Below are 23,730 nucleotides of genomic sequence, written 5' to 3' on the forward strand. Positions count from 1 at the left end.
GGCGTCCGCTCGCGGGTGGGGGCGTCCGGGGGTTCTGGATAATGGACGGAATGACCGACGGCCCCCTGATCGTGCAGTCCGACAAGACGGTGCTGCTCGAGGTCGACCATGAGCAGGCGGGGGCGGCGCGTGCCGCGATCGCCCCGTTCGCCGAACTCGAGCGTGCGCCCGAACACATCCACACCTACCGGATCACCCCGCTGGCGCTGTGGAACGCGCGCGCCGCCGGCCACGACGCCGAACAGGTCGTCGATGCGCTGGTGTCGTTCTCCCGCTACGCGGTGCCCCAGCCGCTGCTGGTCGACATCGTCGACACCATGGCCCGCTACGGGCGCCTGCAACTGGTCAAGCATCCGGCTCACGGTCTGATGCTGGTGAGCCTGGACCGCGCGGTGCTCGAGGAGGTGCTGCGCAACAAGAAGATCGCGCCGATGCTGGGCGCGCGCATCGACGACGACACCGTCCTGGTGCACAACAGCGAGCGCGGCCGGGTCAAGCAGATGCTGCTCAAGATCGGTTGGCCCGCTGAGGATCTCGCCGGTTACGTCGACGGCGAGAAGCACCCGATCAGTCTCGCGGAGAACGGCTGGCACCTTCGCGACTACCAGCAGATGGCCACCGAGTCGTTCTGGGAGGGCGGATCGGGGGTCGTCGTGCTGCCGTGCGGTGCGGGCAAGACGCTCGTCGGCGCCGCCGCGATGGCGAAGGCCTCGGCGACCACGCTGATCCTGGTGACCAATACCGTCGCCGGGCGGCAGTGGAAGCGTGAGCTGATCAACCGGACCTCGCTCACCGAGAACGAAATCGGCGAATACTCCGGGGAACGCAAGGAGATCCGCCCGGTGACCATCGCCACCTATCAGGTGATCACGCGTCGCACCAAGGGTGAGTATCGGCACCTGGAGTTGTTCGACAGCCGCGACTGGGGGCTGATCATCTATGACGAGGTCCACCTGTTGCCCGCACCGGTGTTCCGGATGACGGCCGATCTGCAGTCGCGTCGTCGACTCGGCTTGACCGCCACGCTGATTCGTGAGGACGGCCGCGAGGGTGACGTGTTCTCGTTGATCGGGCCGAAGCGCTACGACGCGCCGTGGAAGGACATCGAGGCCCAGGGCTGGATCGCACCCGCCGAGTGCGTCGAGGTGCGCGTGACGATGACCGACAACGAGCGGATGCTCTACGCGACCGCCGAACCCGACGAGCGCTACAAGCTGTGCTCGACGGCGCACACCAAGATCGCGGTGGTCAAGTCGCTCCTCGACAAGCACAAGGGTGAGCAGACGCTGGTGATCGGCGCCTATCTCGACCAGCTCGAAGAGCTCGGTCGGGAGCTCGACGCGCCGGTCATCCAGGGTTCCACGAAGACCGCGGAGCGCGAGGTGCTCTTCGACCAGTTCCGACGCGGTGAGATCTCGACGCTGGTGGTGTCGAAGGTCGCCAACTTCTCCATCGACCTTCCGGAAGCCAGTGTCGCCGTGCAGGTTTCGGGCACGTTCGGATCCCGCCAGGAAGAGGCGCAGCGCCTGGGCCGGCTGCTGCGGCCCAAGGCCGACGGCGGCGGCGCGATCTTCTACTCCGTGGTCTCGCGCGACAGCCTCGACGCCGAATACGCCGCGCACCGTCAGCGATTCCTCGCCGAGCAGGGCTACGGCTACGTCATCAAGGACGCCGACGACCTGTTGGGCCCCGCGATCTAGACGCGCGGCGCGCTCCCCTAGACGTGCGGGCCCACCGGATTGGACACCGTCAGCAGGATCGCGGAGTCCTCGATCGCCTGCAGTCCGTGCCGGTCCTTCGGCACGACGAGGTGGTCGCCTTCGGAGCCCTCCCAGTTGGCCGATGAGTGGGTCAGCCGTACCCGGCCGTGCAGCACCTGCAGCGTGGCTTCTCCGTTCGTCTCGTGCTCGGTCAGCTCGGAGCCGCCGGTCAGGGCGATCAGCGTCTGGCGCAGCGAATGCTCGTGGCCGCCGTAGACCGTGTGCGCGCTGCGTCCACTGCTGGCGGCGCGGGCCGTCTCGAGTTGCTCACGTGCGAGCGCGGTCAGCGAGGTCTTGTTCATTGCGGGCTTCCTGTCGAGGGCTGGTCGATTTCGCAATTCAGCAGAGATGCCAATCTTAGTGACGACGCATCCGCCGCAGGCGGCCGCATCGGGACCGTCGTAAATGAGCGCCCCAGGCGGTGAGGCGCTAGCCTGCTTACCCATGACCAGACGCCGTCGCGCCACGTCCGTCCAGGCGGTCAAGTTCGGACTCGTCGGCGTCGCCGTCGGCCTGGGTGCGCTGACTTCGGCCGGGTTGGCCAGTGCGGACCCGGAGGTCCCGCCCGTTCCCGGGACGCCCGGCGCGCCACCGGCGCCCGGCCAGCCCTATGCCGCTCCGGTGGCGCCGGGGGACCCGCCGCCCGCGCCTCCGCCCGTCGGTGCGCCTCCCGTGCCTGAGATTCCGAACGCGCAGTACGGGCAGGGTTCGAGCCCAGGTCCGCTCGGCTTCCTCCGCGATGCCTGGCGCCAGGCCCAGGACCCGTACGGGTTCGCCGCACTGCCGCCGGGCCAGGCGCCGGTCGGCGCCCCGCCACCGCCCGGCGCGGGGCCCGCACCGCAGTTGCCGCCGGGATACACCTCACTGAACGCCCCCGAGTCCAACGGACCGCCGGTTGCGCCGCCGGCCGAAGGCGGTCCACCGCTGCCGCCCGGCTACTACCCACTGGACGGCCCACCGCCGCCCGGGTACTACGACAGTCCCCCGCCTGGTCCCGCGGTACCGCCCGACGGGCCGATTCCGCCGACGCCGTGAGCAGGCATACGCAGTAGTGCCTCAGCTCAGGGCGGGAATCACCTGCTTTTCGAACAGTTCGATCCCCGAACGGTCATAGGCGGCTTCCGGGAAGTAGAGGATCGCGTACTCACAGCCAAGCTCGCGCATCTTCTCCAGCTTCTCGACGACCTGTTCGGGTGTGCCGCTTGCCGACTCGGGCGCCGACACGGAGTTCAGCATCGCGTCGATCGCCGCCTCGTCGGCCTTCGTGACCTGCCGTGCGCGCAGCCTCGCCACCCGCTCCTTGACGTCGGCCTCCGAATCGCCGATCACCGCGTTGAAGTTGGCCGAGCGCACGATCGCGTTGTAGTCGGTGCCGACCTCGCGGCAGTGGTCGGCCAGCACCTGGGACTTGTGGGTGAAACCGCCTGGCTCGCAGGTGAAGTTGGTGTACTGCGCGTACTTCGCCGCGATCCGCAGCGTCACCTTCTCGCCACCGCCGGCGATCCACAGCGGGATTCCGTTGTCCTGCAATGGCTTCGGTTCGACTATCGCGCCGGAAACCTGGTAGTGCTTACCGTCGAAGCTCACCTTCCCGTCGCGCCAGGCGTCGCGCATGATCTGCACGCCCTCGTCGAGGCGGGCCAGCCGCACCCCGGCGGACGGGAACCCGTAACCGTATGCGCGCCACTCGTGTTCGTACCAGCCACCGCCGATGCCCATCTGAATGCGGCCGCCGGAGATGATGTCGGCGGTGGCGGCGACCTTGGCCAGATACACCGGATTGCGGTAGCTCATCGCCGTGCACATCTGGCCGAGCTTGATGCGCGAGGTCGTCGCGGCATAGGCGGCCATCAGGGTCCACGCCTCGTGAGTGGCCTCCGCGGTGGGCACCGGAACGGTGTGGAAGTGGTCGTAGACCCACAGCGAGTCCCAGGCGTCGCTGCCGTCGGCGTACGCGGCGAGATCGCGCATCACCGCCCACTGCTTTGCCGGAGGAATGTCGATCAGGTCCAGTCGCCACCCCTGCGGGATGAACAGTCCGAAGCGCATGGCACCCGACTCTATTCAACCGGCGGCGGAGGACGCCATCCTCCCAGTACCGTTTCGAGCCGACCCGCCACCGCGAGTGCCGTCGCGTCCTGCCAGGGCCTGGCCGCGACCTGCACACCGACGGGCAACCCCTCGTTCGAGGTGCCGCAGCGGACGACGACGGCAGGCCAGCCGGTGAGGTTGTGCGCCATCAGATGGGAGAAATCCGAGATCTCGATCAGGCCGTGATGGTGCGGCTTGGCCGCGGTCGGCATCGCGGGCCCCACGATCACGTCGTAGTCGGCCATGAACTCGAGCATCTCGATGCGGTAGGCGTCGATCTCGGTGAGCCGCCGCCGGGCCTGAGACAGCGAGAAGTCAACCAGCCGTGCCTGCCTGAGAAACTCGGCGAGTTCCTCGGAGGGCTCGGTCGCACCGATCGCCGCGAGGTCGGCTTCGAACCCTTCGCCCCGGTCGCCGCCGAGGAACACCGACTCCCACAACAACTCGATCGTGCGCCCCAGGCACGGCGGCGCGTTGTGCTCGACGCGGCCGACCACGTCGGTCAGCACCCGAACCGCGTCGCCGACGACGGCGGCGACATCGTCGGCGGGCGGAGAGATGCCGTCGTCGAAGTAGGTGGCGACCCTGAGACCGGCCAGGTCGACGTCGCCGGGGTCTCCGAGCGGCGCGGGCACCGCGTACGGATCGCGCAGATCCGGACCGTTCATGATCGACAGTCCCAGGTGCAGGTCCGCCACGGACCTCGCCAGTGGGCCGTAACAGTTGAACGGCCCGAAGATGCCGAGTGCATCGCCGAAGACGCTGCCGGTCCGTGGAATTCGCCCGTGGGTGGGCTTGAGGCCCGCGATCCCGGTGTTGTGCGACGGCTGTCGGATGCTGCCCCCGCCGTCCGACCCGACGCTCAGCGCGGCGCCACCCGCGCAGATCAGCGCCGCCGAGCCGCCGCTGCTTCCGCCCGGCGTCCTCGACAGGTCGAACGGGTTGTTCGTGCGTCCGTAGAGGTTGTTGTTCGACTCACCGCCGCGGCCCATCTCGGGGACGTTCGTGAGACCGAGCACGATCGCGCCTTCGGCACGCAGTCGCGCCACCGCGGTCGCGTCCTCGGCGGCGACAGCCCCCAGCGCCGGGCTGCCGCCGGAACATTCGAGGCCGGCGACCTTCATGACGTCCTTGACCACGATCGGCAGGCCGTGGGCGCGGCCGAGCGGGTCCCCGCGCGCGACTCGGTCGTCGGCTTGTGCGGCGGCCTGAAGGCACCGCTGCGGATCGGTGGCCACCACGAGCGCGTTGAGCGCCGGATTGACCGCGTCGACGCGCGCGAGGTGGGCCTGGACAACCTCCCGGCACGAGACTTTGCCACCTACCATCAGGGCGACGAGCTCGTGTGCGGGCAGCTGGCAGAAGTCCGTCATTGTTAGCTCATCTTTCGAATTAGCCGCGGATCACGTCGCAGTGTCCACCACAAAAGCGCTGGCCGGGGCCGTTATCGGGCCGCAACGACGACATCGCTCGGTCAGCGTGTGCGTTCGCGGTGAGGTGTTGTATGGTGTGGCTCACAACGCAGTAGTCATGTGACGTGAGCCACAAGGAGGCGGACGTGGTCCGTAACCCAGCGACGGGGATGGAATCGCATCATGTGCGGGCCGGCGGCGCCGATCAGCACCACGTTCGATGGTTCTACGTGCTGCTGCTCACCGTCATCGCGATCGCCGCGATCGCGGGCGTCGCGAGCACCCTGGCGATGGGTCAGCCACAGGTGGCGTTCGTCATCGGCCTCGTCGCCGTGGCGTTCTTCTCGCGGGTCGGCTGCTGACGTAAGCGCGTGGGCCTGACGGAGGTCGGGTCTAGCGTGACGTCATGGCCCTATCCAAAGACGAACGCGAACAGTTTCTGGCCGAACCCCTCGTCGCCGCCCTGTCGGTCAGCGCGGGCGACAAACGCGGCCCGCTGACCGTCCCGGTCTGGTATCAGTACTCACCCGGTGGCGAACCGTGGGTGCTCACCGGCGACGGCTCTCGCAAGCACCGACTCATCGAGAGCCAGGGCGAGTTCACGCTCATGGTTCAGCGCCTCGAGCCGACGGTCCGGTACGTGGCGGTCGACGGTCCGGTCAGCCGCATCGAGCCCGGCACCGACGAGCGACTCGTCGAAGTCACCAAACGCTATCTGCCACCGGAGAAGGTCGACGCGTACCTGGAATACGCCCGCCGCGAGCACGGCGACACCGTGGTGATCTTCATGAAGCCGCAGCACTGGCTGTCGGCCGATCTGGGCGCTCTCTAACGCGGCTCGAACAGCGCGGCGACGGCGGGGAGGCTCACCTTCAGCGCCGGGTTGCGCGGTAGTTCGTCGACGACCGCGAACGCCACCGGCACGTTGTACACCGGCAGCGATTGGCGAACCAGGTCGGCGAGCTCGTCGTCCGATGGCACCGGCAGCCCCGGTGAGACCTCGATGGCCGCGACCGGCACCTCGCCGAGTCGCGCGTCGCGCACGCCGACCACGCAGGCATCGCGGACGGTCGGATGTGAGATCAGCACGCGCCGAACATTTTCCGGCAGGATCTTGAACCCGCCGCGGTTGATCGCTCCGTCGGCCCTTCCGTGCAAGGTGACGAAGCCGTCGGCGTCGATGGAGGCGATGTCGGTGGTGCGGATCCAGTCCGGTCCGATTGGCGCGACCTTGGCTTCCAGCAGGCCCGGCTCGCCCACGAGCTCGTCGCCGGTGTCAGGGTCGACGATGCGCAGCTCGACGTCGGGCAGGGCCCTGCCGACGCTGTTGCGTTTGGCCGAGCCGAATTCACGTTGCATCTCGGGAGTCCACGCGCACAGCGAGCCCGCGAATTCCGTTGCGCCGTAGGCCAGCACAATCGGAATGCCGTATTTGGCCTCGAACTCGTCGCGGGTCTCGGGGTCCAGCGGTCCCGACGCGCTGATGAGGAAGTCCAGCGACGCGAGATCTTCTTTGGCGACGTCGGCGTCGAGCAGCATCCGGATGACGGCGGGCTGCACACCCGAACGCGTGATGCGGTGCCGCTTCACCAGATCCACGTAGGCCTCGACGCTGAACCGCTCGAGCATCGCGATCCGCCTGCCGTTGTACACCCCGGCGATCAGTTGGCAGACGCCGATGCCGCCGAACTGCCAATACGCGAGCTCCGGCGGGGCCTCGGCCGGTGCGGCCTCCCCGCTGGTGACGCTGAAGACCGTACGCTCGAGCACCGCGGTCTTGATCGACTGCCGCTTCGGCGGCCCCGTCGTGCCACTGGTCAAGATCTGCAGTGCCACACCGGGTTCGGCCTCAGCATGGGTACGTTGAGGATCGCGGCGTTCCAGACCCGGCACTGCGGTCACGGTCGGATGACGCCCCGATATCGACACACCCGCACTACCGGCGCGGCGCGCGGCGTCGACGACGGGCGCGGTCCAGTCCTCGGCGTCGGCGACGATCGCCGACAAGGCGAGCGTTTCGATGTCGCGGCCGATGGACTCCGGCGACTGGAACGAATAGATCATCGACACCGTGCGCCCCGCGGCGAGGAATCCGATGATCGCCGCGGCGTGCGGTAGCCGGTTTCTGACCACCAGACCGACCGGGGCATCGTCGGTGACACCGGCTTCCCGCAGGGCCTGTGCGATGGCGCGGCCGTACGCCGTCACCTCGTCGCCGCTGTACCAGCGTCCCTCAAACTCGATACAGGGGTCGTCGCCGTAGCGGGCCAGTCCGGCCGCGAACTCGGCAGTGAAGCTTTCCGGCACGGCGCCAATCTAGCGAATCATCCGCCCGCCAAAGCGGCGAGCGCTCACCCTTGTACGAATACTCCGGGGCGGAAACCGTACAAGAGTGAGCGCTCGGCCCGTCTAGTTCGTCAGGTCAGCGACGCCGGCGGGTTGAACCGCTCACCGTACTTGGCCGCAAGCTCCTTGGCGCGGGCCACGAAGGCCTCCTTGCCGACGCCACCCGGGCCCTGGTAGCCGACGATGAACTGCGCCGAACCACCGGTGTACGGCGGGAAGCCGATACCCATGATCGAGCCGATGTTCGCGTCGGCGGTCGAGGTGAGCACGCCCTCGTCGAGGCACTTCTGGGTCTCCAGCGCCTCGGCGAACAGCATGCGATCGATCATGTCCTGCAACGGGATCGACGTGCTGCCGGAGTTGAACGTCTCCTTCAGGCCCGGCCACAGGCCGACGCGCTTGCCGTCGGCGTACTCGTAGAACCCGGCGCCCTTCAGGCGCGACGGACGGCCGATCTCGATCATCTTCTCGACGACCGCCTCCGCCGGGTGCGGCTCGTAGGTGCCGCCCGTGCTCTCGACGCCCTTGCGGGTCGCGACGGCGATCTTGTGCATCAGCTCGAGGTTGAGTTCGTCGGACAGCTGCAGCGGTGGGGCCGGGTAGCCGGCCTGAGAGCCGGCCTGCTCGATGCTCGCGGGCGCGATGCCCTCGCCGAGCATCGCCAGCGCCTCGTTGACGAAGGTTCCGATGACGCGGCTGGTGAAGAAGCCGCGGCTGTCGTTCACCACGATCGGGGTCTTGCCGATGGCCAGCGTGTAGTCGAACACCCGGGCCAGCGCCTCGTCAGAGGTCTTCTCGCCCTTGATGATCTCCACCAGCGGCATCTTGTCGACCGGTGAGAAGAAGTGGATGCCGATGAAGTCCTCCTGGCGCTTCACGCCAGTGGCCAGACCGGTGATCGGCAGCGTCGAGGTGTTCGACCCCAGCAGCGCGTTGGGCTCGACGATGTCCTCGATCTCCTGGAACACCTTGTGCTTGAGGTCCTGGTCCTCGAACACGGCCTCGATCACGAAATCCACGCCCTTGAGGTCCTTCGGGTCAGCCGTCGGCGTGATCCGGGCCAGCAGCGCGTCGGACTTCTCCTGGGTGGTCTTGCCCCGCTCGAGCGCCTTGGCCTCGAGCTTCTCGGAGTAGCCCTTACCCTTCTGCGCGGCCTCGATGCTGACGTCCTTGAGCACGACGTCGAACCCGGCCTTGGCCGAGACGTAGGCGATGCCCGCGCCCATCATGCCCGCGCCCAGCACACCGATCTTGTTGATCTTGACCGGCTCGATACCGTCGGGCCGCGACGCGCCGCCGTTGATCGCCTGCAGGTCGAAGAAGAACGCCTGGATCATGTTCTTGGCGGTCTGGCCGGTGACCAGCTGCGTGAAGTAGCGGCTTTCGATGCGGCTCGCGGTGTCGAAGTCGACCTGCGCACCCTCGACGGCCGCGTCGAGGATCGCCCGCGGCGCCGGCATCGGCGCACCCTTGAGTTGCTTCTTCAGCAGCGCCGGGAACGACGGCAGGATGCTGGCCAGACCAGGCGATGTCGGCGTACCGCCGGGCATCTTGTAGCCCTTGGTATCCCACGGCTGGGTGTGAGCCTCGGGGTTGGCCTTGATCCACGCCTTGGCGGCGGGCACCAGCTCGTCGACCGTCGGCAGGACCTCGTCGACCAGGCCGACCTCCTTGGCCTTGCCCGGCTTGAACCGCGTGCCCTGCGACAGCACCTCCATGAACGCCTTCTGGATGCCGAACATCCGCACGCTGCGCGCGACACCGCCGCCGCCGGGCAGCAGGCCCAGCGTCACCTCGGGGAAGCCGACGACGGCGCCCTTCACGTCGGCGATGATCCGGTGGTGACAGGCCAGCGCGATCTCTAGGCCGCCGCCGAGCGCGGCCCCGTTGATGGCCGCCACGACCGGCTTGCCCAGCGTTTCGAGCTTGCGCAGGTCGGCCTTGATCGCCTCCGGGGTGGCGAACGCCTCGGCCGCGTTGTCCGGGCCGAGGTTGATTATGCCCTTGAGGTCACCGCCGGCGAAGAAGGTCTTCTTCGCGCTGGTGATGACGACGCCGGTGATCGAATCCTTCTCAGCGACAAGGCGTTCCACCGCGTTGTGCATCGACTCGGTGTAGTGCTCGTTCATCACGTTGGCCGAGCCGGTCGGATCGTCCAGCGTCAGGGTGACGATGCCGTCGGCATCCTTGTCCCACTGAATAGTGTTCTCTGCCATGGGTTGTCCTTACACTCGCTCGATGATGGTGGCCACGCCCATGCCGCCGCCGATGCACAGCGTGATCAGCGCCCGCCGTGCATTGCGACGCTCGAGCTCGTCGACCATGGTTCCGGTGATCATGGCGCCGGTGGCGCCCAGCGGGTGGCCCATCGCGATGGCGCCACCGTTGACGTTGAGCTTCTCGTCGGGGATGTTCAGATCCTTCTGGAACTTCAGCACCACCGAGGCGAACGCCTCGTTCAGCTCGAACAGGTCGATGTCATCGACCGTGAGGCCGGCGCGGTCGAGCACCTTGCGGGTGGCCGGCGTCGGGCCCGTGAGCATGATGACCGGATCGGCGCCGCTGGTGGCGGTGGCCACGATGCGTGCCCGCGGGGTCAGGCCCTGCGAGGTGCCCGCGCTTTCACTGCCGACGAGCACCAGCGCGGCGCCGTCGACGATGCCCGAGCTGTTGCCGCCGGTGTGGACGTGGTTGATCTTCTCGACGAAGTGATACTTCTGCAGCGCCACGTCGTCGAACCCGCCCATCGCGCCGACGCCGTCGAACGCGGTCTTGAGCTGGCCGAGGCCCTCCAGCGTGGTGTCGGGGCGCATGTGCTCGTCGTGGTCGAGAATGACCAGTCCGTTCTGGTCCTTCACCGGCACGACCGACTTGGCGAAGTAACCGCCCGACCACGCCGCGGCGGCCTTCTCCTGGCTGCGCAGCGCGTAGCGGTCGACGTCCTCGCGGGAGAAGCCCTCGATCGTGGCGATCAGGTCGGCGCCGATGCCCTGCGGGACGAAGCCGATGCGGTAGTTCGTCTCGGGGTCGGACGCCCACGCGCCGCCGTCGGAGCCCATCGGGACACGGCTCATCGACTCGACACCGCCGGCGAGCACCAGGTCATCCCAGCCGGAGCGCACCTTCTGGGCTGCGGTGTTGACGGCTTCCAGACCCGAGGCGCAGAACCGGTTGAGCTGGAACCCACCGGTGGTCTCGGGCAGGTTGGCCACCAGCGCGGCGGTCCGGGCGATATCGCCGCCCTGGTCGCCGACGGGCGACACACACCCGAGGATGACGTCGCTGATCAGCGTCTCGTCGAGGTCGGGGTAGCGGCTGCGGATCTCGTCGATCAGGCCGACGACCAGGTTGACGGGCTTGACCTCGTTGAGCGCGCCGTTCTTGTTCTTGCCGCGGGGCGTACGAATCGCCTCGTAGATGAAGGCTTCTTCAGACATGAAGATATTTCCTGTTCAGATTGGGTTGCGGGATGCCTGTCCATCCGGACGGTAGTCCTCTGCCCCGCAGCCTAACAGCCTCGGCCAACCTGTTGGTTGGGCAGCCTCGTCCCGCCGAACGTGGGTTACCGACACACTTTCGTCGCGAATTGCGTGCCGGTAACCCACGTTCGCCGCAGCACTACGCTCGACGACTGTGACAGTCAGAGGGCTGCGGCCGTATGCGGTGACGATCTTCGCCGAGATGTCGGCGCTGGCCGCCCGCGTCGGCGCGGTCAACCTCGGCCAGGGTTTTCCCGACGAGGACGGTCCGCCCGAGATGCTCAAGATCGCCCAGCACGCGATCGCCGACGGCGCCAACCAGTACCCGCCCGGCCTCGGTATCGCTCCGCTGCGCGAAGCCATCGCCGCCCAGCGCAAGCGCGCCTACGGAACCGAATACGACCCGGACACCGAAGTGCTGGTGACCGTCGGCGCCACCGAAGCGATTGCGGCGTCGGTCATCGGGCTTGTCGAACCCGGCTCGGAGGTGCTGCTGATCGAGCCGTTCTACGACTCCTACTCCCCCGTCATCGCCATGGCGGGCTGCCAACGCCGCGCCGTCCCGATGATTCAGGACGGGCACGGGTTCCGCATCGATGTCGACGGCCTGCGAAAGGCGCTCACCCCCAACACCAAAGCGCTGATCGTCAACTCCCCGCACAACCCCACCGGGATGGTGGCCGGCGACGACGAACTGCGCGCGCTTGCCGAACTGGCCGTCGAGGCGGACCTGCTCGTGATCACCGACGAGGTCTACGAGCACCTGGTCTTTGACGGCCACCGTCACATTCCGTTGGCAAACTACCCCGGCATGGCCGAGCGCACGGTCACGATCTCGAGCGCGGCCAAGATGTTCAACGTCACCGGCTGGAAGATCGGGTGGGCTTGTGGCCCAGCCGATCTCATCGCAGGTGTGCGCGCGGCCAAGCAGTACTTGTCCTACGTCGGCGGCGCACCGTTTCAGCCGGCGGTGGCGCACGCGCTCGACAACGAGGACGCGTGGGTTGCCTCGCTGCGGGAGTCGTTGCAGCGCAAGCGCGACCGACTGGGTGGAGCGCTGGCCGACGTCGGCTTCGAGGTGCACGACAGCTTCGGCACCTACTTCCTGTGCGCCGATGCGCGTCCGCTCGGCTTCAGCGACAGCGCCGCGTTCTGCGCCGAGCTACCGCATCGCGCGGGTGTGGCGTCGATTCCGATGTCGGCGTTCTGCGATCCGGGCGCCGAACACGCCGGTGCATGGAACCACCTGGTGCGCTTCGCCTTCTGCAAACGCGACGACACTCTCGACGAGGCGATCCGTCGGCTTCAGGTACTGCGCAGCCCCTAACGGCGAATGTCGGGTTGTGTCACGCGGTAAGCCAAAAAACGTGACATAACCCGACACTGGGCTCACGTGGCGGGGGCCATGACGCGGCGTCGCAGATTCTCGGTCGCGACGTCGAGCACCATCTTCTTGGCGCGGCGAAGAAGGAACTCCGGAATCGGCGCCGCCAGGTCGATGATGATGTCGAAGCGGACGCGGGTGCGGTCCTCGCCGATCGGGGTGAGGTTGTACTCGCCGTGCTGCCCGCGTTGCTGCATCGTCGCCTTGGCGTCCCAGACCACCCAGTCGTCACCCCAGTGGTATTCGAGGAACTCTTTGTCGGTGACGCCCATGATCTTGAACGTCGCCTTGACGTGATGCGGACGGCCGTCGGGATGGCGGTCGAGCACCTCGGCGTGCTTGTGCACGGGCGACCACGTGGGCACGGCGTCGATATCGGCGAGTGCGTCCATGATCGCGTCCTTGGGCGCCTCGAAGACCACTTCCCTCGATGCCTGCACAGCCATGCGGCAAATCGTAGCTAACTCTCCTGCCTAGCGCATAGGCTTTTCCAGCAAATTAGCATTACCAGTCAATATCAATTAGGGCAGTCGCGGCCTGCGGAGGCGCCCCGACGGGACCGGCGGGGGTTCGGGAAAACCGGGGCGCCGGTGCGGCTTGGTCGACCCCGTTGGCCTGCACCAACGTTGACCGCGCACGCAAGTGGTCGCTGCGCGACGCCTCGCTCCAGGTGAGTACCGGCGTGACGCACGCGTCGGTGCCCGAAAAGATCTCGGCCCATTCGTCGCGCGTCCTGCGCGCAAAGCGCTCGGCGAACAGCCTGCGCAATTCTGGAAACGCCGCCCTGCCCATCTGTGCAGGGAGTTCATCGGCGCTGAGCCCGAGACCGGCCAACAGTTGCGCGTAGAACTGCGGTTCGATGGCGCCGACCGCCACGTGCTTGCCGTCGGCGGTCTCGTAGGTGCGGTAGAACGGGGCGCTGCCGTCGAGCAGGAACGATTCGCGTTCGTCGCGCAGCGCACCGGTGGACTTCATCGTCCACGCAACCTGCGTCAGCACGGCCACCCCGTCAACCATCGCCGCGTCGATCACCTGACCGCGGCCGGAGTGCTCCCGTTCGTACAGCGCGGCAACGATGCCCAGCAGCACGAGCATCGAGCCGCCGCCGAAGTCGGCGACCAGGTTCAGCGGTACGACCGGCGGGCGGTCGCGGTATCCAATCGCCGACAGCGCACCGGTTTGCGACAGGTAGTTGATGTCGTGGCCCGCGGTCTGCGCCAACGGGCCGTGCTGGCCCCAGCCGGTGATCCTGGCGAAGATCAGCCGGGGATTCACCGCCGCGCAGTCGTCGGGACCGATGCCGAGCCGTTCACAGGTTCCGGGGCGGAACGCATCGATGAGCACGTCGGCCCTGGCGATGAGATCGAGCAGCGCAGATAAATCCTTCTTCACATCCAGGTCGACGACGCGCTTGCCGCGGTGCAGCAGGTCGACGTTCTCCGCCGGCATCTGCAAGCCACCGGGCCGGCGCACGCGCACCACGTCGGCGCCGAGATCGGTGAGCACCATTCCGGCGTGGGGCCCGGGGCCGATGCCGCCCAGTTCGATGACTTTCACACCTGCCAGGGGTCCGCCCATAGGCCGCAGACTATTGACTCTGCTTGACCTGGCGTACCCGTTTGCGCAGACCGTCGGTCGCCGTCTCCATCAGACCCTTGGCACCCTTCTTGATGACGAAGCCGGGCAACGGCACCAGCGGGTCGACCATGAGCTCGAAATGCACCTTCGTTTTGTCGCCGTCAGGGGTGAGCGTGTACCGACCGCGCTGTGCGCGTTGTTGTTTCGAGCTCTCCAGGGTCCAGCCGACCCCGTCGTCGTAAACGGTGTAGTTGAGCACCTGCTCGTCGGAGATCCCGACGATCTTGACGACCTGACGTGACTTGCTGGGCCGCCCCTCGTCGTCGCGTTCGAGGACCTCGACCTCCTGATGCGCCGAGGACCACTCGGTCAACGACTCGAGGTCGGTCAGGACGTCGAGGATTTCCTGGGGCGTCGCCTCGATGACGACCTCGCGAGATTCGGTGACAGCCATGCCGGTTTCATTGCCAACCCGGCGCGCGTCGAAACCGCTCAGCTCCGCTTGAGCTTGAGGACCTGTTTGCGAAGACCGTCGGTGGCGGCCTCCAGCCCGCCCTTCATGGCGCGCTTCAACACGAAGCCCGGAATCGGTACAGCCGGGTCGACGGTGATCTCGAAGCGGACCTTCGTCTTGTCGCCGTCGGGTGTCAGGGTGTACGACGCGCTCTGCGTCTTGAGCTGGCTGGATTCGATCAGCGTCCAGCCGGCCGTGTTCTCACCCCAGGTGTACTGCACGACCTGTTCGTCCGAGATACCCATGGTCTTCAACTTCAGCCGTACGCGGCCGGGCCGTCCGTCGGCGTCCCTGTCGAGCACCTCGGCGCCCTGGTGCTGGGGGGACCAGTCCGGTGCGGACTCGACGTCGGCGATGACGTCGAGGATCTCGGCCGGGCTCGCGTCGATCACGACCTCGCGGGAGTCGCTGGTAGCCATGTCGCGACCCTAGCCCCGTTACGGTTGACCGCATGGAACTTTGGGAGCTTTGCGCACGGGAACGCATCAGGGACACCCTCGCCCGGTACAACTGGTCGGGCGACGCGCTGCGGCTGCCCGAACTCGCCGCCGCCTTCCGCGAGGACGGCGTCCTCGAGGTGCGCGGCACCGAACCCGCGCGGGGCCGTGCGGCGATCGTGGACTATCTGGGAGGTGCCGTCGCAGCGCCGAATGCGGCCGCGTCCCAGTCGGATGTCAAGCGCATCGTGCGCCACAACGTGACGAACATCCGGTTCACCGATGTGACGCCGGATGAGGCGCGGGTCTCCTGTTATTTCACGGTGTTCACCGAGATCGGCCTCGACCACTACGGCCGCTACCGCGACGTGTTCGCACCGGTCGGCGACGACTGGCTGATCCGCCACCGGTTCGTCTCCACCGATTGGAGCGCGCCGAATTCGACAATGGCCCGTTAACCCGGTACCTACGGGAGGCTGCGCAGAACCGGCTACGCCGCAGGGTGATTCGAGCGTAGGCTCCCGGCCATGGACGCTGCAGTGGACCCTTCGGTCCCACCGAGCGGGACCGGATGCGCCGAATGCGACGCGGTCGGCGGCTGGTGGGTGCATCTGCGTCGATGCGCGGCATGCGGTCACATCGGCTGCTGCGACGACTCGTTGGCGCGGCACGCTTCGGCGCACTGGCGCGAGACGGGACATCCGGTCATCCGCTCGTTCGAACCGGGTGAGGATTGGTTCTGGAACTACGCCACCAACGAGTACTACGACGGGCCACGACTCGCCGCGCCCGAATCCCGTCCCGAGGGCCAGACCGCCCCCGGTCCGCGCGGGAGGGTGCCCGCGGATTGGACGGCGCAGTTGCGCGCTCGCAGAGACTGAAACGAGGACTCGGCGGGTATCCAGCGCCGGTGAGCGACGACAAGAAGGACAACCCCGACACCGCCGAGACCGACGCCGGGTCCGCCAACGCCGACGACGACGTGCAGAGCGACCCGGCCAGGGGCACCGACGACACCGAAGAGGAAGGCGTCGACTGGTCGGATGAGGGCGGTGCGACGCCGAGCGGCCCCGCCGACACCGGCGATCACACCCAGTGACTCAGCGCAGCGAGCCGGCTAACTCCGTAAGCGTCTGCGCTGACGTGTATTTCGGTTCCCAACCGAGCTGACTCTTCGCCTTGCGCGTATCCATGACCACCGACGTGCGGCCGATGTGCACCCACTCCAGCGCGGACGGGACGAACGGCAGCCGGGCGACGACGCCGGACGCTGCGGTCGCGGCGACCTTGGGCACCCGTACCGGGCGGGCGCCGAGTTCGCGGGCCACGTCGCCCACCGTGATCAGCCCGTCGCCCGCGATGTTGTAGGCGCCCGGCTCCGCAGACGTGGTGGCGGCCAACGCGATCGCGGCCGCCACGTCGTCGTGGTGGACCAGCTGCAACGGGATGCCGGGATCCGGGACCGGTGTCTTCAACAGCGGAACGGCGTCGGATAGGCGCTTGACCGGACCGGGCAGCCGGGTCCACGGCATGTTGTCGGCCAGTGCGGGCGCCTTCGGTCCCGCGACGATGCAGGGCCGCAGCACATACACCTCCAACGACGAACCGCCCACGATGTCGGCGAGCGCCGCCTCGCACTCGGCCTTCTGCTCGGAGTAGTAGTGCTCGGGTGACCCGCGCGGCGGCACGTCCTCGGTGAGCGGAACCGGGTTGTCCGAGTGATATCCGTAGGCGGCGACCGACGACGTGTACACCAGCCGCCGCGGGCGCTCGGCGGCCACCGTCGCCTCGAAGACGTTGCGGGTACCGGCCAGGTTGATCCGGGCGCTCTCCTCCCGCGAACCCATGATGATGAACGCGAGGTGGACCACGACGTCGGCGCGCCCGACGAGCGCGTCGACGGCCTCGCGATCGAGGATGTCGCCCTGCAGGTACGTCGTCTTCGACCAACCATGCTCGACCGGATCGAACGGCCGGCGAGCCATCCCGATGATCTCGTCGACCTCCGCGACGCCTTCCAGTGCTTCCACCGCCGACTTGCCGATCTCACCCGTCGGCCCCGTCACCGCCACCGTGATTCCCATGCGCGCCGCATTCCCGGTGCGGACGGGTCGGAAACAGGCTTAGGACATATCGGCCAGCACCTGCTTGGCCGCGTTGTAGCCGGGAATGAACGTGATGCCGGGACCGCCGTGGCAACCGGCGCTGCCCAGGTACAGCCCGTCGATCGGAATCGGCTGATCGACATAGCCTTTGGGTCCCGGCCGGTTCGGGCCCATCTGGTCGGGGTGGATCAGCCCGTGGCAGTAGTCTCCACCCGGCGCACCGAACATGGTGCCCATGTGTTTGGGCGTGAACGTCGTGTGCCGCAGGATGAGGCTCTCGAAGTTCGGGGCCAGTCGGGTGATCTTGTCGATCACCCGCCGGCCCATCTCGACCTTCATCTCGCCGTAGCCGTGCTCGCCCTCCGAGATCGGAAACCACAGCGAGAACGCCGAGGCCGCATGCTTGCCCGGCGGCGCCAGGCCGGGGTCGTTCACCGACGGGATCTGCAATGCGATCGCCGGGTCCGCGGGTACGACGCCACGCCTAGCGTCCTCCCACTGTTGTTGGAGTTCCTCAGGGGTGCTGAAGATTCCGATGTTGGACTGCATCGCGGGGTCGTTCAGCAGCTCGTAGGGCGGCGCGAACTCCGGAACGCCGTCGAGCGCGAAGTGCATCTGCAGATAGCTGCCCCGGTGGTCCAGGCGCGAGAAGCGGTCCCGCACATCCGCGGGAACCGCGTTGGAGTCGACGAGACCGTTGACCGTCAGATCGGGCGCGACGCCGGAGACGACGATCGGCGCCGACAGCGACGTACCGTCCTCGAGCCGGACTCCGGTGACCCTGCCGCCTGCGACCGTGACCTCCACGACCTTGCTGCGCAACCGCAGTTCTCCGCCATTGGCGGTGAATACGTCGCACAGATGCGACGTGAGGGCTCCGATGCCGCCTCGCAGCTTCTTGACCAGTAACGCGTTCTCGTCGGGGACGGCGAAGCCGTACGCGAGGGCGGCGGCCGTCCCCGGGGTGGCCGGCCCCCGGTAGGTGGTGTTGCATGCCAGCAGCGACAGCATGCCGCGCAGCGCACCGTTCTTCTCCTTGTCCGGCAGGTAGCGGTCGAGCACGTCGGTGACCGAGCCGAACAACAAATCGGTGATCGTCGAGCGCTCGAATTCGTTTGTCGCGCAGGCATACATCTCATCCAGCGACTTCGGGGGCTGGCCCGCGTCGAACCGGCCCAACGCCCGTGTGGGCGCCTGGCACCATGCCATCAACCCGGCCATGCCGTTGACGGCTTCTGCGCCGTGCACCTCGTTGATGTGGGTCAGCAGCTTCACCGGGTCGGTGTAGTAGACCAACGGCTCGTCACCCACGCCGCGAAGCGACACCGACATCACGTCGAGGTCGACGGTCGGCAGCGAGTCGAGCCCGAGTTCGCGGCTGACCACCGCCGACGTCGGGATCTGCACCGAGCCGGCGATCTCGAATTTGAACCCGTCGAACAATTCGACCGTGGAGGCCATGCCTCCGGCGTACAGCTTCGCGTCCAGGCAGAGGGTGCGCATACCGGCTTTCTGCAGCACGGTGGCCGCGGTCAACCCGTTGTGCCCGGCACCGATGACGATGGCGTCGAAGTCGCTCATGGGGTGAGGCTGGCACGCTCTCCCAAGTTTTGTCAATAATGACAAAACATCAGCCGGCGATACCGTCGGCCAGCGCGCGCAAGGCCTCCCCGGTGAGCCGTGACAGCTCTGGAAGCGAGCGCTCGTCGCCGAGCATCCACACCTCCATCGCGCCGAAGACCGCGGCGGCGATGCACCGGGCGGTGACCGTGATCCGCATCCGCTCGTCGGTGGAGACGTCGGATGACAGCCCATCGGCGAGGTGCTCGGCGATCACCTCGGCGAAGTCGGCTTCCACTTGGCGCATGTGCCGCACCACCCGGCCGGGTTCGAGTTCCTGTGCGCGCAGGGCGGCGGTCTGTGCGACGGCCCAGTCGTCATACGGGCGGGCCATGATTGCGCTGTGCACCGCCTCGATGATCGGCTCCCTGGGGTCGCGGGCGGCCAGCGCCGAGCGGAACCAGTCCAGCCCGGCGTAGTCGGCGAACAGCAGATCGTGTTTGGACGCGAAGTGGCGATAGAAGGTCCGCAACGACACACCGGCGTCGGCCGCGATCTGTTCGGCCGACGTCTCTTCGACCCCCTGCGCGAGGAACCGTACGACCGCCGCTTTGCGCAGCGCTTCGCGGGTGCGCTCACTGCGCGCGGTCTGGGCCGGACGGGGCATGTGCATGAAAGTACCCGAAACGAGTTATGTCAATATTGACAAAACTCTGCCCGGTGGTGAGAAACTCCGATCATGGTTTCGTTGATCATCCACCTCGTCCTCGGGTTCGCCACGCTGGCCGTCATCGTCAAGGCGAATCCCGCGATCTTCGCGCGCTACCCGTCGGGTCCCCGGGTCACCAAGCTCGAGTTGTTCTACTACGTCGCCGGCGTCGCCTCGGTCATCCTCGGCTACTACTTCAACAACCAGTTCGTGGCCGAGTATGCGCCGGCAGGTGGGCTGCACAACTTCGTGTGGGGTCCGGGCAGCTGGTCGGAGTTCATCGCGCTGGGCTACGACAACCCGGCGGCAAGTTCGGCCAGCCAGGACTACACGATCATGAGCCTGCTGTTGTTCCCCGCGTGGTTGCTCGTCGACGGTCGCAGGCGCGACATCAAACACGCCTGGCTGTATCTGGGCTTCATCCTGTTCGCCAGTTCGGCATTCGCCTGGGCGTTCTATCTGGCGACGATCGAGCGGCAGCACCGGCATCAGTCGATCGCCGCACAGGTCACCTCACCCGCCTGACGACGCCCGGTCGTACAGTGCGTTCATGACCACCGACGCGCTGCGACAACGCCGACTCGAGGTGATCCGTGTGCACATGGACACCGAGGTCACCAAGGAGTTCGACGCCACCCTCGCGACGTTCAAGAACGAGTCAGGGGGACGGCCTCACTACGAGATCATGGCCACCGGCCAGGTCTTCGACGGCGACGACGAGGTCATGGCCTACTACCGGAGCACACGCACGGCATTCCCGGATCAGCGCCACGACAACGTCCGGTTCCATGTCGCCGACGACGCCGTGATCGTCGAATTCGACCTGCTCGGAACGAATCTGGGCGAGTTCTACGGGTTGCCACCGACGGGTAAGGCGTTCCGCGTGCCGGTGGCGGCGGTGTTCTTCTTCGAGGACGACCGCATCGTCAACGAGCGGATCTACTTCGACTCCGCGAGCCTCGTGACCCAGATCGGTCGCACCGAGCTGCTCACCGGAGCCGCCTCGTGAAGGTTCACCATCTCAACTGCGGGTCGATGCATCCATGGGGCGTTCCCGTCCTGGTCTGCCATGTGCTGCTCGTCGAGACCGACAACGGGCTGGTGCTCGTCGACAGTGGCTACGGGCTGGCCGACTGTGAGGAGCGGGCGCGCCGGACCGGCCCCACCCGCCGCCTCTTTCGGCCGTTCTTCGACCCGGACGAGACCGCCGTCCGGCAGGTGGAACAGCTGGGCTTTCGGCGCGAGGACGTCCGCCACATCGTGGTCACGCATTTCGACATCGACCACATCGGCGGGATCTCCGACTTTCCCCACGCCGAGATCCACTGCACCGCAGCCGAAGTGCTCGGGGCGATGCACCCGCCGACGCGGGGTGAACGCTTCCGGTTCCGATCGGCCCAGTGGGAGCACGGTCCCAAGATCGTCGAACACACCCCCGCCGGGGAGAAGTGGCGCGGGTTCGCCGCGGCCAAGGAGCTGACCGAAGTCTCGCCGGGAATCGTGCTGATGTCGTTGCCCGGCCACACCCGCGGGCATGCCTGCGTGGCAGTCGACGCGGGTCATCGCTGGCTGCTGCACTGCGGGGACGCCTTCTACCATCCCGACACCATCGGCGGCCCGGGGCGGATCGCGCCTGTCCTCGGCGCGTTCGAGAAGGTCGCCGCGTTCGACCGTAAACAGGTGCGCGACAACCACGCTCGGCTGACCGAGTTGTACCGCCGCGGCGAACCCGATCTGCTACTGCTGTGCGCGCACGATCCGGGGCTGCTGAAATACGCGAAGGAGACTGCGTAGCTAGCGGGCGGCGCGCTTGCGAAGGGATGCCTGCAGGCGCTCGAGCACGTCGAAGTAGCGCGTCGGCGCGAGTCGGGCCAGCGCGTCGAACATGTAGGCGTCCGGACCGACGAGGATCCGGGCCTTACCCGCCTCCACGCCGCGGTGGATGATCTCCGCGGCCTTGTCGGGCTGGGTTCTGGTCATCGCGGCGAACTCCTTGACCACCTGCTCCTTGGTCGGCCCGCCCGGCTCTTCGTGGAACCGCCCGTTGCGCACGATGTTGGTGTTCACGCCGCCGGGATGTACGTTGACGGCCGACACGCCGGTCCCGCGCAGCTCCTGCCGCAGCGAGTCGGTGAACCCGCGGACCGCGAATTTCGCTGAGCAGTAAGCGCTTTGGCCGGGCATGCCGACCAAACCGAACACGCTCGACGTATTGACGATCACGCCCTCGTCCTGCTCGACGAGGATGGGCAGAAACGCCCGGGTGCCGTTCACGACACCGTGAAAGTTGATGTTCCACAACCAGTCGTCATCGGCGACGACGGCGTCGAGCACGGTCGATCCGAGCGCGACACCGGCGTTGTTGAACACCGCCCCGATCGGTCGGGGCGCCCACGCGTGTACCTCGGCGGCGAAGTCGTGTTGCTCCTGGGCATCGCTGACATCCAGAACCCGCAACAATGCCGGACCCCGCAGCGACGCCTCGGTCTGTTTGAGGCCCTGTTCGTCGACGTCGGCGATGGCCACCGGGCAGCTGTACGACGAGAGCCGCTGCGCCAGTGCGCGTCCGATGCCGGATGCCGCGCCGGTGATGACCGCGGTACGACCGCTGATCGTACTGCGCTGCTTGCTCATGGTGGACTGCCCGCCTTCCTGGTACACCGAGGTACCGATACGGTACGCGGAGGTACCGCTTATGACAAGGGCGGTCCGGTTCCACACATTCGCCGACGGGACGCGATGAACTCGCGCCGATTCTAAGTGTCTGGCCTGGCTTCGCCCCGTGGGACGCTCACGATGCGCATGTTTCCTCGGTGTAAACGTCGGCGGCCGTGGACATTTCACCGCCGCCCCCGACACCTGTCCACCCACGAGAAAGTGAAGACCTTGACCGCCACCATCGACACCCCTTCGCGGCTGACTCCCCTGGAGCCGGTCCCGCTCGATCCCGCGAACTTCCCGCCCACCAACGTCGACTCCATCCCACCGCTGGCCCCACACTGGCAGAAGCTCGACTTCCGCGAGATCCTGAGCCGACCGGCGGCCTTCCTGTCGGTCAGCCAATCCAATTCCCTCTACAAGCCGGGCGGCGTGCAGTACGCGGAAGGCCACGCGCTGCGCGGCAGTCTCGACGCGACGGTGAAGGCCGTACACGCGGCGCGCAACGCACCGAACTTCCTGTCGTTCAACTGGATCGGCTTCTCGGTGTTCCGCAAGGACTATCCACAGACGGCCTTCGACCGCGTCCAGTACGAGAGTTGGACCGGCCATATCGACGCGACGCCCGAGCAGATCGCCTGGGACAACGCGCTCGTCGACGAGCTGCGCGAACTGGTGGAGCCCGGTGACAACGAACTCTACGAAAAGGCGCTTCAGACCGCGTTCGTCGGCACCGACCTGCCGGGTGCGCTGATCCGCCAGAAGATCGAGGTCGTCGTCATCACCGGAATCCACCTCGACTGGTGCATCGAAGGCAACGCCCGCGCCGCGCGCGACCACGGATTGCTGCCCATCATCATCGGCGACGCGACCGGCGCCGCGCGTCCCGATCAGGAGCCGGCGGCGTTCGGCCGCATCAACGAATTCTTCGCGCCGGTGATTTCCTCGGATCAGTTCGTGGAATGGGTGGGCCGCTGATGGGCAACGTGGGTCTGCTGCTCGTCGGCGTCGTTCTGTTCGTCAACGGCCTGGTCTCCATCGGGGTCGTCAAACCCAGAAGTGCCGCCCCGCTCAACCTGTTCGTCGGCGGGGCGCAGGTCGTTCTGCCCACGCTGATCCTGGTGCAGGCCGGCGGCGACACCGGCATCGTCAACGGGACGTGGCCAAGCCTGCTGTTCGGGTTCACCTATCTGTGGTTCGGGCTCATCCAGATCTACGATCTCGAGCCGCAGGGGTTCGGCTGGTACAGCGCGTTCGTGGCCGCGATCGCACTGTTCCATGCGGTCAAAAGCATCGGGACCGATCCGGTGTTCGCGGTCATCTGGGCCACGTGGGCGGTCATGTGGACGCTGTTCTTCGTGTTGCTCGGCCTGGAGATCAGCCGGGTCGGGTCGTTCGACCTCGGCCACTTCACCGGGTGGGTGCTGATCCTGCTCGGCATCCCGACGTGCACGCTGCCGGCGATCTTCCTGTTGAACGGCGTCTGGTCGGTGTCGCCGGTGGCCGGGATCGCGGCGCTTGCCGCCCTGGTGGCCGGTGCCGCACTGTCGGCGGCCCTGGCGAAGCGCACCGCACGGACGGACGAACCCGTGCCGGCTTCTGCGCAGGCTCCGGTCGAGGTCGTGCCCGACGACAGGGAGCGGGCCGTACCGCAACCGGTGTGACAGCGATTCAGATGAGCCGGCGGCTTCGGGAAA

27 protein-coding genes are annotated in these 23,730 nt (G+C 67.3%); 13 read left to right on the forward strand and 14 right to left on the reverse strand.

Annotation, left to right across the window (positions count from 1 at the left end):
- The first annotated feature begins 50 nt into the window (after nt 1–50).
- Nucleotides 51–1,700: a DNA repair helicase XPB gene (locus tag AU072_RS13645; RefSeq protein WP_064416719.1), complete on the forward strand. Its 1,650-nt coding sequence runs from the start codon at nt 51–53 to the stop codon at nt 1,698–1,700.
- A 17-nt stretch (nt 1,701–1,717) separates the two neighbouring features.
- On the opposite strand, the gene AU072_RS13650 is transcribed toward AU072_RS13645, so the two are convergent.
- On the reverse strand, nt 1,718–2,062 hold the full coding sequence (locus tag AU072_RS13650) for a cupin domain-containing protein (RefSeq protein WP_064414270.1): 345 nt from the start codon (nt 2,060–2,062) through the stop codon (nt 1,718–1,720).
- 142 nt (nt 2,063–2,204) lie between these two features.
- Between AU072_RS13650 and AU072_RS13655 the strand changes: the two genes are divergently transcribed.
- Nucleotides 2,205–2,795, forward strand: coding sequence for a hypothetical protein (locus AU072_RS13655; protein WP_064414271.1), 591 nt, complete (start codon nt 2,205–2,207; stop codon nt 2,793–2,795).
- A gap of 21 nt (nt 2,796–2,816) precedes the next feature.
- Here AU072_RS13655 and AU072_RS13660 read toward each other — a convergent pair whose 3' ends face one another.
- Nucleotides 2,817–3,809, reverse strand: coding sequence for an LLM class F420-dependent oxidoreductase (locus AU072_RS13660; RefSeq protein WP_064414272.1), 993 nt, complete (start codon nt 3,807–3,809; stop codon nt 2,817–2,819).
- 11 nt (nt 3,810–3,820) lie between these two features.
- A complete protein-coding gene (locus tag AU072_RS13665; protein ID WP_064414273.1) occupies nt 3,821–5,224 on the reverse strand; it encodes an amidase in 1,404 nt (467 codons plus the stop codon).
- 185 nt (nt 5,225–5,409) lie between these two features.
- Here AU072_RS13665 and AU072_RS13670 point away from each other — a divergent pair, with 185 nt between their 5' ends.
- On the forward strand, nt 5,410–5,625 hold the full coding sequence (locus AU072_RS13670; protein WP_133147289.1) for a hypothetical protein: 216 nt from the start codon (nt 5,410–5,412) through the stop codon (nt 5,623–5,625).
- Between the two features lie 44 nt (nt 5,626–5,669).
- Nucleotides 5,670–6,095 carry a pyridoxamine 5'-phosphate oxidase family protein gene (locus AU072_RS13675; RefSeq protein WP_064414275.1) on the forward strand — a complete coding sequence of 142 codons (426 nt, stop codon included), beginning with the start codon at nt 5,670–5,672 and terminating at the stop codon, nt 6,093–6,095.
- Here the strand turns inward: AU072_RS13675 and AU072_RS13680 are convergent.
- The 3 genes from AU072_RS13680 to AU072_RS13690 all read right to left on the reverse strand — a co-directional run bounded on the left by AU072_RS13680 (nt 6,092) and on the right by AU072_RS13690 (nt 11,046).
- Nucleotides 6,092–7,570, reverse strand: a complete 1,479-nt coding sequence (locus tag AU072_RS13680; RefSeq protein WP_082680817.1) for a class I adenylate-forming enzyme family protein — start codon at nt 7,568–7,570, stop codon at nt 6,092–6,094. The genes AU072_RS13675 and AU072_RS13680 overlap by 4 nt on opposite strands.
- Nucleotides 7,571–7,680: 110 nt before the next feature.
- Complete coding sequence (locus AU072_RS13685; protein ID WP_064414277.1) at nt 7,681–9,825, reverse strand: 3-hydroxyacyl-CoA dehydrogenase NAD-binding domain-containing protein; 2,145 nt, start codon at nt 9,823–9,825, stop codon at nt 7,681–7,683.
- Nucleotides 9,826–9,834: 9 nt separating this feature from the next.
- Nucleotides 9,835–11,046 carry an acetyl-CoA C-acetyltransferase gene (locus AU072_RS13690; protein WP_064414278.1) on the reverse strand — a complete coding sequence of 404 codons (1,212 nt, stop codon included), beginning with the start codon at nt 11,044–11,046 and terminating at the stop codon, nt 9,835–9,837.
- A 196-nt stretch (nt 11,047–11,242) separates the two neighbouring features.
- On the opposite strand from AU072_RS13690, the gene AU072_RS13695 reads away from it, so the two are divergent.
- Complete coding sequence (locus AU072_RS13695) at nt 11,243–12,415, forward strand: pyridoxal phosphate-dependent aminotransferase (protein ID WP_064414279.1); 1,173 nt, start codon at nt 11,243–11,245, stop codon at nt 12,413–12,415.
- A gap of 62 nt (nt 12,416–12,477) precedes the next feature.
- Here the strand turns inward: AU072_RS13695 and AU072_RS13700 are convergent, their stop codons facing one another.
- Genes AU072_RS13700 through AU072_RS13715 form a run of 4 tightly spaced genes read right to left on the reverse strand, consistent with a single transcriptional unit; the run spans nt 12,478 to nt 14,983 of the window.
- The gene (locus tag AU072_RS13700; protein WP_064414280.1) at nt 12,478–12,918 is read right to left on the reverse strand and encodes an SRPBCC family protein; all 441 of its coding nucleotides are present in this window, start codon (nt 12,916–12,918) and stop codon (nt 12,478–12,480) included.
- A 58-nt stretch (nt 12,919–12,976) separates the two neighbouring features.
- A complete protein-coding gene (locus AU072_RS13705) occupies nt 12,977–14,050 on the reverse strand; it encodes a CaiB/BaiF CoA transferase family protein (RefSeq protein WP_064414281.1) in 1,074 nt (357 codons plus the stop codon).
- 10 nt (nt 14,051–14,060) lie between these two features.
- Nucleotides 14,061–14,504, reverse strand: coding sequence for an SRPBCC family protein (locus AU072_RS13710; protein WP_064414282.1), 444 nt, complete (start codon nt 14,502–14,504; stop codon nt 14,061–14,063).
- 38 nt (nt 14,505–14,542) lie between these two features.
- The gene (locus AU072_RS13715; RefSeq protein ID WP_064414283.1) at nt 14,543–14,983 is read right to left on the reverse strand and encodes an SRPBCC family protein; all 441 of its coding nucleotides are present in this window, start codon (nt 14,981–14,983) and stop codon (nt 14,543–14,545) included.
- Nucleotides 14,984–15,015: 32 nt separating this feature from the next.
- On the opposite strand from AU072_RS13715, the gene AU072_RS13720 reads away from it, so the two are divergent.
- From AU072_RS13720 to AU072_RS13730, 3 genes are all read left to right on the forward strand, one after another.
- A complete protein-coding gene (locus tag AU072_RS13720; protein WP_064414284.1) occupies nt 15,016–15,459 on the forward strand; it encodes a nuclear transport factor 2 family protein in 444 nt (147 codons plus the stop codon).
- Between the two features lie 69 nt (nt 15,460–15,528).
- Entirely contained in the window at nt 15,529–15,882 is a 354-nt protein-coding gene (locus tag AU072_RS13725; RefSeq protein ID WP_064414285.1) for a UBP-type zinc finger domain-containing protein, read from the forward strand.
- A 29-nt stretch (nt 15,883–15,911) separates the two neighbouring features.
- Nucleotides 15,912–16,100 carry a hypothetical protein gene (locus AU072_RS13730; protein ID WP_064414286.1) on the forward strand — a complete coding sequence of 63 codons (189 nt, stop codon included), beginning with the start codon at nt 15,912–15,914 and terminating at the stop codon, nt 16,098–16,100.
- A gap of 1 nt (nt 16,101) precedes the next feature.
- Here the strand turns inward: AU072_RS13730 and AU072_RS13735 are convergent, their stop codons facing one another.
- The 3 genes from AU072_RS13735 to AU072_RS13745 are packed head-to-tail and all read right to left on the reverse strand — an operon-like array spanning nt 16,102 to nt 19,333.
- A complete protein-coding gene (locus AU072_RS13735) occupies nt 16,102–17,085 on the reverse strand; it encodes an NAD-dependent epimerase/dehydratase family protein (protein ID WP_064414287.1) in 984 nt (327 codons plus the stop codon).
- Nucleotides 17,086–17,124: 39 nt separating this feature from the next.
- Complete coding sequence (locus AU072_RS13740; protein WP_064414288.1) at nt 17,125–18,687, reverse strand: phytoene desaturase family protein; 1,563 nt, start codon at nt 18,685–18,687, stop codon at nt 17,125–17,127.
- 49 nt (nt 18,688–18,736) lie between these two features.
- Nucleotides 18,737–19,333 carry a TetR/AcrR family transcriptional regulator gene (locus tag AU072_RS13745; RefSeq protein WP_064414354.1) on the reverse strand — a complete coding sequence of 199 codons (597 nt, stop codon included), beginning with the start codon at nt 19,331–19,333 and terminating at the stop codon, nt 18,737–18,739.
- Between the two features lie 72 nt (nt 19,334–19,405).
- On the opposite strand from AU072_RS13745, the gene AU072_RS13750 reads away from it, so the two are divergent.
- Genes AU072_RS13750 through AU072_RS13760 form a run of 3 tightly spaced genes read left to right on the forward strand, consistent with a single transcriptional unit; the run spans nt 19,406 to nt 21,169 of the window.
- Nucleotides 19,406–19,900, forward strand: a complete 495-nt coding sequence (locus tag AU072_RS13750) for a DUF2834 domain-containing protein (RefSeq protein ID WP_064414289.1) — start codon at nt 19,406–19,408, stop codon at nt 19,898–19,900.
- A gap of 25 nt (nt 19,901–19,925) precedes the next feature.
- Nucleotides 19,926–20,384: an ester cyclase gene (locus AU072_RS13755; protein WP_064414290.1), complete on the forward strand. Its 459-nt coding sequence runs from the start codon at nt 19,926–19,928 to the stop codon at nt 20,382–20,384.
- Entirely contained in the window at nt 20,381–21,169 is a 789-nt protein-coding gene (locus AU072_RS13760) for an MBL fold metallo-hydrolase (RefSeq protein ID WP_064414291.1), read from the forward strand. Before AU072_RS13755 ends, AU072_RS13760 begins: the two co-directional genes overlap by 4 nt.
- On the opposite strand, the gene AU072_RS13765 is transcribed toward AU072_RS13760, so the two are convergent.
- Nucleotides 21,170–22,009 carry an SDR family NAD(P)-dependent oxidoreductase gene (locus tag AU072_RS13765; RefSeq protein ID WP_064414292.1) on the reverse strand — a complete coding sequence of 280 codons (840 nt, stop codon included), beginning with the start codon at nt 22,007–22,009 and terminating at the stop codon, nt 21,170–21,172.
- 252 nt (nt 22,010–22,261) lie between these two features.
- On the opposite strand from AU072_RS13765, the gene AU072_RS13770 reads away from it, so the two are divergent.
- Together AU072_RS13770 and AU072_RS13775 are read left to right on the forward strand one after the other, a co-directional pair.
- Nucleotides 22,262–23,011, forward strand: coding sequence for a cysteine hydrolase family protein (locus tag AU072_RS13770; RefSeq protein WP_064414355.1), 750 nt, complete (start codon nt 22,262–22,264; stop codon nt 23,009–23,011).
- Complete coding sequence (locus tag AU072_RS13775; protein WP_064414293.1) at nt 22,996–23,697, forward strand: AmiS/UreI family transporter; 702 nt, start codon at nt 22,996–22,998, stop codon at nt 23,695–23,697. Before AU072_RS13770 ends, AU072_RS13775 begins: the two co-directional genes overlap by 16 nt.
- Nucleotides 23,698–23,730: the final 33 nt, after the last annotated feature.

Origin of the sequence: Mycolicibacterium novocastrense (genome assembly GCF_001499835.1) — a bacterium.
GTDB lineage: Bacteria > Actinomycetota > Actinomycetes > Mycobacteriales > Mycobacteriaceae > Mycobacterium > Mycobacterium novocastrense.